Below are 6,886 nucleotides of genomic sequence, written 5' to 3'. Positions count from 1 at the left end.
TCGGCCGGTGGGGGTCAGGGGTGCGTTAGCGTGAGTCATGAGTGGGTCTTTTCGGGCAGGTGGGTGGTGTAGGAACTTCCATCCTGCGGGAGAGGCCCACTCGTCTCATCTCAGCCGGCGCCTCGTGGCAAGAACCTCATGACCCACAACACCTAGGCAGGCGGCACGGGTGGGCGCCCCCCTCGTCCGGGGGCGGTTTGCGGCGTTATTCCGTCGGAATACCGCCGAATATCGCCCCCGGACCACGGTGTGGGGTCAGGCGACGTCGGGCGCCGTCGTCGGCACGCCCGTTCCGGCGGCGCGGGCGAGGGCCCGGCGCAGGCCGCGGGCCTTGAGGAGGACCTCGTCGTGCTCGGCGGCCGGGTCCGAGTCCGCGACGATCGCCCCGCCGGCCCCCACGGACCAGCGGCCCCCGGCAAGCACGGCCGTGCGGATCACGACGGACAACGACGTCGTCCCGTCCGCGCTCAACATCCCCAGCGCCCCGGAGTAGACCCCGCGCGGGGAGGCCTCCCACGCGGCCAGCAGCTCGACGCTGCGTCGCTTCGGCGCGCCCGTCATCGACCCGCCCGGGAACAGCGACCGCACCACATCCACGGGTTCGACGCCGGCCCGTGCCGTGCCCGTGACCGTGGAGACGAGCTGGTGGACGCTCGCGTAGCTCTCCACCGCCATGAGGGAGGGGACTTCGACAGAGCCGGGCTCGCACACCCGCGAGAGGTCGTTGCGCAGCAGGTCCACGATCATGAGGTTCTCGGCGCGCGTCTTGGGGTCGGCGGCGAGCGCGCGGGCGGCCTCGGCGTCCGCGACCGGGTCGGCCAGGCGGGCGGCGGTGCCCTTGATCGGCTTGGTGCTGTACCGGCCCGCGCGCCCGGCGAGGAACCGCTCCGGTGAGGCCGAGACCACGGCCCACCGGCGGGCGCCCGTGCCGTGCTCCAGCAGCGCCGCATACGGGGCCGGCTGGTGCGCGGCGAGCTCGTGAAAGAGGACCAGCGGGTCCACGCGCAGCCCGGGATCGGCGTCGAAGCGGGTGGTCAGGCACAGCTCGTAGGAGTCGCCGGCGTGCAGCGCGGCGCGGCAGCGGGCGATCTGTTCGGCGTACGCCGCCCGGTCCTCGCGCCACGTGCCCGGCGCCTCCTCGTCGGCCTGTGGTCCCGGGCCGGCGTCCCGCGGCGGGGGCACGACGACGTCGCCCGACGCCGTCTCGAGAGCGCGGCGGGCCGCGGCGAGGGCGCGGCGCACGTCCGCCGCCCAGCGGTCGGCCCCGGTCTCCGCGGCGGTCGGAGCGAGGGAGACGACGCAGCAGTGCAGCACCCCGGCCGCGTGGTCCGCCACCACGTAGCGGGACGGGCGCACCCAGAACTGCGCGGGCAGGGATGCGGGGTCCCCGGGTCGGGGTGAGGGCGGTGTCACCCCCAGATCCGCCAGGCCGAGCTCGTAGCCGAGCCAGCCGACCAGGCCGCCGCGCAGCGGCAGCCCCTCGCCGCCGACCACCGGCCGGGGCGCGGCCGCGGCCGCGAGGTCGGCCCACGCGCGGTCCGGATCGGCAGGGTCGTCGTGCCGGACCAGCCGCGGGCCGGGGGAGGGCGTGCGGCCCTGCTCCTCGCCGAGCACGTCCAGGCCGTCTCCGGCCACGGACCAGCGGGCCTCGGCCGGGTCCGGCAGGGCCGAGTCCAGCCAGAACGACGCCGCCCCGCGCACGACGGCGTGCGCGTAGACCGCCGCCACGGCGGTCGCCGCCGTGTGTCCGGCCGCCGCGAGCGCCGCGGCGTCGAGCGTGCGCACGGCCACGTGCAACGGGGTGGCAGCGGCCACGGACGGTGCGGGGGCGGTGGGCATGGCCCCCAGCGTAGGGGTCAGCCCCCGCCCGGATCGCTCCGTACGCTGGCGGCATGCCGTCCTCCCCGCCCCGCCGCGCCCTGGTCGCCGCGCTGCTCGTGGGCGTGCTCCTCGTGCTGCTGGCCCCGTGCGTGGACTACGTCATCGCGTTCACCGCGCTCGCGGGCGGGGCGGCCGAGCGGCTGCTGGCGGCGGCTCCGCTGCTCATGCTCGTCCAGCTGGTCGTGCTGCCCGTCCTGCCCGTGCTGCCCGTGCTGCTGCGCGTCGTCGCCGGCGAGGCTGCCGTGGCCGCGGTCGACGTCGGGCCCTTCGTCCGTGCGCTGGTCCTGCTGATCCTGGCGCCGCTCGCGCTCGCGGCGCTGCTCCAGTGGGGCACGGCGCGCGGCCGCGGCGGGGTGCGCCGCACGGCAGCCGGGGTGGTGCGCGGGTGCACGGCGGCGATGGTCCCGCTCATGGTCGTCACGCTGTTCACGGTGGTCGCCTCCCAGATCCGCGGGGTGGGGGAGCGGTTGCCCGCACTGGCCGCCGTCGTGCCCCTGTTCGCGGCGTTCGCCGCCGTGATGGTGGCCCTCGGCGTGGTGGCTGCGCGGTGGGCGCGTCTCGACGTGCCCGCAGGACGGGCGCTCGTGTTCTCGGGCGTGACGCGGAACTCCCTGGTCGTGCTGCCGCTGGCGTTGGCCCTGCCGGCGAGCCTGGACCCGGCCCCGCTCGTGGTGGTGACGCAGACGCTCGTGGAGCTCGGGGCGATGGTGAGCCTCGTCCGGCTGGTGCCCCGGCTGCTGCCGCTGCACGGGCAGTCCGCGGGGGCGGGCGCGGGTCGAACCGTGACCTGACCGCCCAGAATGTTGCCTTACCGTGACCGGAATCACGGTCCCGGGTGGCTATGGTGGGCGACATGAGCCTCTCGTTCGTGTCCTCGGCGCGCCGCCGTCACGGCGGCCTGGCGTCGGCCGCGCTGTTCCATCCGCTGGTCGAGGCGGCCACCGGCGCACTGCCCGTCATCGACCCCGCCACCGGGCGCCCCGCGTCCGAGGGAGTGGACGCGGCGCGGACCGAAGCGTCCCGCGCGGCAGGGACCGGTCCTGCACAGGCCGCAGCGGAGACCGAGCCATCCACGCAGGCCGGTTCCGCTCGGGGCTGACCGCTCCGCCCCCTCCCTAGAATGGTCCGCATGGCTGGACTGATCGTGCGCAAGGACATCGACCTCGTCCGCGAGCGCACGGATCTGAAGGCCGTCGTGGAGGAGTTCGTCACCCTGCGCTCGGCAGGCGTGGGCTCATTCAAGGGGCTGTGCCCGTTCCACGACGAGCGGACGCCGTCGTTCCACGTGCGCCCCGGCGTGGGCACCTACCACTGCTTCGGCTGCGGCGCGCACGGGGACGTCATCAGCTTCCTCATGGAACTCGAGCACACCACGTTCACGGAGACCGTGGAGCGGCTGGCGTCCCGCGTGGGGGTGGAGCTGCACTACGAGGACGGCGGCACCGGCCCGGACAAGGCGGAGACGGGGCGCCGTCGTCGCCTGTTCGAGGCGAACAAGGTGGCGGACGAGTTCTTCCGTCGGGCCCTCGGCTCGCCCGAGGCCCAGGCCGCCCGCGACTTCCTCACCCAGCGCGGGTTCACGCAGGAGCACGCGGTGCAGTTCGGCCTCGGGTACGCCCCGCAGGGGTGGTCGCATCTGCTGGACCACCTCCGGCAGCGCGGCTTCCGGGACGAGGAGCTGCGCGCCTCCGGGCTGGTGTCCGAGGGACAGCGCGGCCTGTACGACCGGTTCCGCGGCCGCCTGCTCTGGCCCATCCGGGACATGACCGGCGCGACCATCGGCTTCGGCGCCCGCAAGCTCTACGACGACGATCCCGGCCCCAAGTACCTGAACACCCCCGAGACGCCGCTCTACAAGAAGTCCCAGGTGCTCTACGGCATCGACCTGGCCAAGCGCACGATCGCCAAGGAACGCCAGCTGGTGCTCGTCGAGGGCTACACGGACGTGATGGCGGCCCACCTGGCCGGCGTCGGCACGGCCGTGGCCACGTGCGGCACCGCGTTCGGCGCGGACCACATCAAGGTGGCCCGCCGCCTGATCTCCGACGACGGCACGGGCGGCGAGGTGATCTTCACCTTCGACGGCGACGAGGCCGGGCAGAAGGCCGCCCTCAAGGCGTTCGACGAGGACCACCGCTTCCTCGCCAAGACGTTCGTGGCCGTGGAGCCCAGCGGCATGGACCCGTGCGACCTGCGCATGCAGAAGGGCGACGAGGCCGTGCGCGCGCTCATCGCCTCGCGGCGGCCGCTCTTCGAATTCGCGATCCGGGCGGGGCTGAAGGACTACGACCTGAACACCGTCGAGGGCCGCGCCGGCGCCCTGCGCCACGCCGCGCCGATCGTGGCGGGCATCAAGGACGCCGTCCTGCGTCCCGGCTACGAGCGGGAGCTGGCCGGCTGGCTCGGCCTGGACCCGAACGCCGTGCACCGCGCCGTGGCCGCGGCCGGGCGCGCGCCGCGGCGGGGGCCCGAGCCCGAGGCACGGCCGGCCCCGGCGGACGACGGGCAGGCGATCGGGCCCACGGGCCGCCACGGGGAGGCCGCCGCCCCGGCGCCGAAGATCGTGGTGCCGGTGGATCCGCGCGACCCCGTCGCCCGTCGGGAGCGGGAGTCCCTCGAGGTGGTGCTGCAGCATCCGACCCTGCTCTCCGCAGAGCAGTGGACCGCGCTGTACGCCGCCCGCTTCACGGTCCCGCAGTACGCCGCCGTCCACCAGGGCGTGAAGATGGCCGGGTCGGCGGGGGCGACGCCGCAGCGCTGGGTGGACGCCGTGCGGGACGCCGTGCCCCAGGAGGTGGCCGGCGTCGTCTCCGAGCTGGCCGTCCGCGACCTGCCCGCCCGCACTCCCGAGGATGTGGACCGGTACTGCCGGGACATCATGAACCGCCTGTTCGCCCTGCAGATCGTGCACCGCAAGGAGGAGCTGCTCGGGCGCCTGCAGCGGCTCGGCCCCGAGGGCGACCCCGCCGAGTTCACCCGCCTCAACAGCGAGCTCATGGAACTGGAGGCGCGCCGCCGGGCCCTCCGAGCCGACGACTGACCCCCACCCGTTTTCGTTCGGGAAACGGCGGCTCCAGGCGCGTTTTCGTTCGGGAAACGGCGGCCCGTCGGCCGCGCGGCGTCAGCGCTCGTCGACCGTGAGCACCTCGCCGGACGTGGCGTCGATCTCGACCTCGGGGCCGTCGGAGCCGTCCTCGCGATCGAACCCGACCTCCCACTGGAGGGTGCCGTTGTCGTCCTCCAGGTCCATCTCGTCCAGGGTCACCCCGTCACGGCCCTCCCGGGCGGTGTCGAGTGCCTGCTGGGCGGTGACCTCGGCGTCCTTCGCCTTCTGGACGTCCTCGAGATCCGACTCGCGGTCGGTCTCGGTGATGTCGCCGTCGGCGGTGACGTCCAGCTCCTTCACCTCCTCGCCCACCACGACGTCGACCTCCCAGGTCGTGTCGTCATCGTTGGCGTCCACCTCGACGATGATGCCGTCGCCGTGCTTCTCCAGGACCGCGTCGATCACCGCGTAGGCGGGGTCGTCGGCCTGGCCGGTGCCCGAGCCGCTGCTGGCCGCGGCGGCCGTCGACGACGCCGACGTCGACGAGGCCGACGACGACGCCGAGGCCGACGTGGTCGAGGCGTCGTCCGTGGCGGGGGTGCTCGCCACTGCCGAGGAGGCGTCGACCTCCGGCGAGACGGAGCCGTCGTCGCCGTTGTCGGACGTGGTGCCGCAAGCCGCGAGGGCGAGCGCGGCCAGCACGCCCGTGCCGGTCAGGGCGGTCTTACGCGTGAGGGTCGTGATGGTCATGGACACGTCTCTCCTTCGGGTCCGTTCCTGATGATTCTGGGGATGTCCTCGCACGGTAGGCCTGCCGGAGCCGTGCCTGGCAAGGGCCGCCGGTCCCCGGGGGCGGGCAGGGCGACGACGGCGCCCCGCGGCCGGGTGGCACGCGGGCGGGGGCTCTGGTAGAGTTCCATCCGTTGTCCGAACGGCTCCGGCGGTTCGCGGCACATTCCCCCGTAGCTCAACGGCAGAGCATTCGACTGTTAATCGAAGGGTTGTTGGTTCGAATCCAACCGGGGGAGCCGAGCAGAGGCCCCTGCACCGACCATGTCGGTGTGGGGGCTTCTTCGTGCCTGGAGGATGACCGGGCCGAGCAGCTCCGCGAGCGTGATGTCGAAGACCTCCGCGATGGTGGCCAGCTCCTCCAACGTAAAGGCCACCCGCGCGCGAAGCCGGTGTGAGATGCCGCTCTGTGAGACGCCGAGCGCTGCTGCTAGGTCTGCCTGGCGTTTGCCGGAGCGGGCGAGCCAAGCACGCACCTCTGCGGCGACCATCGAATTGAAATCCGAGCCGCTCTCCTCGTTCGAGTTCGTCATGGGCAAGACCCTATGGCTCAGGCGAACGGCGCACAAGGTCAGAGAAAAAAAGTTGCGATGACCGCAAGGCGAGGGCTGGGCAGATATGCGTACAGCGCATACAGTGTGGGCCATGAGCAATCACACCCGTTGTGTCAGGTCGAACCTGGCAGCCGAAATCAGTAGACGAGACCTAACCCAGGCCCGCGCAGCGGCACTGGCCGGTCTCACCCCGGACGGTCTTTCCAAGCGGATGTCCGGGCAGGTCGAATTCCGCCTAGGCGAGCTGCTGGAGCTCGCCCGTGTCCTGGGCGTGCCGTTCGCGACGTTGGTAGCCGGCATCGATGCTGCAGATGAACAGCTGGCCGAGGCATGAACGGCTATTCACTTCAGCTGGCCTACACCCCAGAGGCGGCGCGAGAAGTCACAGACCAGATCAAGACCGGCCTGGAGTCCGTGTACCACCTGATCCGGTCCGCGTATCGGGGGCGGGCTTGGGAAGTTCTGGGGTACCGGAGCTGGGACGAGTACGTGACTCGGGAGTTCGGCAACTTGCATCTTCGGCCGCCGCTGGAAAAGCGACAGGACATCGTGCTGTCCCTCCGTGAGGTGGGGATGAGTACTCGGGCGATCGCATCCGCGACACAGATCAGTGAGG

General features: G+C 72.8%; 6 protein-coding genes, 1 tRNA gene and 2 pseudogenes. 6 read left to right on the top strand and 3 right to left on the bottom strand.

Annotated features, from left to right (window positions below; translation table 11 throughout):
• Positions 1-255: 255 nt before the first annotated feature.
• On the bottom strand, positions 256-1,839 hold the full coding sequence (locus ACUJ8O_RS11235) for an anthranilate synthase component I family protein (RefSeq protein WP_122054126.1): 1,584 nt from the start codon (positions 1,837-1,839) through the stop codon (positions 256-258).
• Positions 1,840-1,928: 89 nt separating this feature from the next.
• On the opposite strand from ACUJ8O_RS11235, the pseudogene ACUJ8O_RS11230 reads away from it, so the two are divergent.
• The 3 genes and pseudogenes from ACUJ8O_RS11230 to dnaG all read left to right on the top strand — a co-directional run.
• Positions 1,929-2,672, top strand: a pseudogene (locus tag ACUJ8O_RS11230) (arsenic resistance protein); the annotation flags it as partial.
• Positions 2,673-2,734: 62 nt separating this feature from the next.
• Entirely contained in the window at positions 2,735-2,980 is a 246-nt protein-coding gene (locus tag ACUJ8O_RS11225; protein ID WP_069942019.1) for a hypothetical protein, read from the top strand.
• Positions 2,981-3,010: 30 nt separating this feature from the next.
• Positions 3,011-4,921 (top strand): DNA primase, encoded by a 1,911-nt coding sequence (dnaG, locus tag ACUJ8O_RS11220; RefSeq protein ID WP_069942016.1) that lies wholly within the window; start codon positions 3,011-3,013, stop codon positions 4,919-4,921.
• Between the two features lie 81 nt (positions 4,922-5,002).
• Here dnaG and ACUJ8O_RS11215 read toward each other — a convergent pair whose 3' ends face one another.
• Positions 5,003-5,677, bottom strand: a complete 675-nt coding sequence (locus ACUJ8O_RS11215) for a PepSY domain-containing protein (protein WP_445373382.1) — start codon at positions 5,675-5,677, stop codon at positions 5,003-5,005.
• Between the two features lie 206 nt (positions 5,678-5,883).
• Here ACUJ8O_RS11215 and ACUJ8O_RS11210 point away from each other — a divergent pair.
• Positions 5,884-5,955 (top strand) — tRNA-Asn (locus ACUJ8O_RS11210).
• Here ACUJ8O_RS11210 and ACUJ8O_RS11205 read toward each other — a convergent pair.
• Positions 5,917-6,207: a helix-turn-helix domain-containing protein gene (locus tag ACUJ8O_RS11205; protein WP_369441070.1), complete on the bottom strand. Its 291-nt coding sequence runs from the start codon at positions 6,205-6,207 to the stop codon at positions 5,917-5,919. The genes ACUJ8O_RS11210 and ACUJ8O_RS11205 overlap by 39 nt on opposite strands.
• 154 nt (positions 6,208-6,361) lie before the next feature.
• Here ACUJ8O_RS11205 and ACUJ8O_RS11200 point away from each other — a divergent pair, with 154 nt between their 5' ends.
• Entirely contained in the window at positions 6,362-6,604 is a 243-nt protein-coding gene (locus ACUJ8O_RS11200) for a helix-turn-helix domain-containing protein (protein WP_078025801.1), read from the top strand.
• Positions 6,601-6,886 (top strand): annotated as a pseudogene (locus tag ACUJ8O_RS11195) (DNA-binding response regulator); the annotation flags it as partial. The gene ACUJ8O_RS11200 and the pseudogene ACUJ8O_RS11195, both read left to right, overlap by 4 nt.

This window comes from Micrococcus sp. EWR3.9.1, assembly GCF_052615555.1.
The sequence above is the reverse complement of the archived record's forward strand: the minus strand, read 5'-3'. Positions and strand labels throughout refer to the sequence as shown.

Excerpts from the sequence above, each read along its gene's own strand:
- ACUJ8O_RS11200 (WP_078025801.1), top strand. The coding sequence starts at position 6,362 with ATGAGCAATCACACCCGTTGTGTCAGGTCGAACCTGGCAGCCGAAATC.
- dnaG (WP_069942016.1), top strand. The coding sequence starts at position 3,011 with ATGGCTGGACTGATCGTGCGCAAGGACATCGACCTCGTCCGCGAGCGC.
- ACUJ8O_RS11215 (WP_445373382.1), bottom strand. The coding sequence starts at position 5,677 with ATGACCATCACGACCCTCACGCGTAAGACCGCCCTGACCGGCACGGGC.
- ACUJ8O_RS11205 (WP_369441070.1), bottom strand. The coding sequence starts at position 6,207 with ATGGTCGCCGCAGAGGTGCGTGCTTGGCTCGCCCGCTCCGGCAAACGC.
- ACUJ8O_RS11225 (WP_069942019.1), top strand. The coding sequence starts at position 2,735 with ATGAGCCTCTCGTTCGTGTCCTCGGCGCGCCGCCGTCACGGCGGCCTG.
- ACUJ8O_RS11235 (WP_122054126.1), bottom strand. The coding sequence starts at position 1,839 with ATGCCCACCGCCCCCGCACCGTCCGTGGCCGCTGCCACCCCGTTGCAC.